1 protein-coding gene is annotated in these 252 nt (G+C 52.8%); it reads left to right on the top strand.

Going from position 1 to position 252, the window contains the following annotated elements; genetic code table 11:
- Positions 1 to 62: 62 nt before the first annotated feature.
- On the top strand, positions 63 to 252 hold a 190-nt coding region (locus SB725_RS32670), incomplete at its 3' end, for a hypothetical protein (RefSeq protein WP_410923634.1).

The raw sequence follows: 252 nt of genomic DNA, 5'->3' as shown, positions 1-252 counted from the left end.
ACGCAAGGCACAAGGCTCTTGTATTGCTAGAGCGTGATGGCGCCATTAAGGGGCACGAGGGCTTGACTCGCGAACGAATTTTTGAAATGTGGCCCGACGATCTGATGAGGCTAGCAATCAAAGATGAGCAGTTTGGCATACCGAAGAACTACCTTTCCTTGTGCCTGCTAGGGATCATTCTGCATTTGATTGATGCTGCCCTGTGCGCGCTGCAAAGCAAACCTTCCGCGGCTGTCGAATCGGCGATGAGGG

It is taken from the genome of Pseudomonas sp. SIMBA_041 (genome assembly GCF_046535095.1).
Classification (GTDB): domain Bacteria; phylum Pseudomonadota; class Gammaproteobacteria; order Pseudomonadales; family Pseudomonadaceae; genus Aquipseudomonas; species Aquipseudomonas mucoides.
This window is presented reverse-complemented; position numbering and strand designations above follow the sequence as displayed.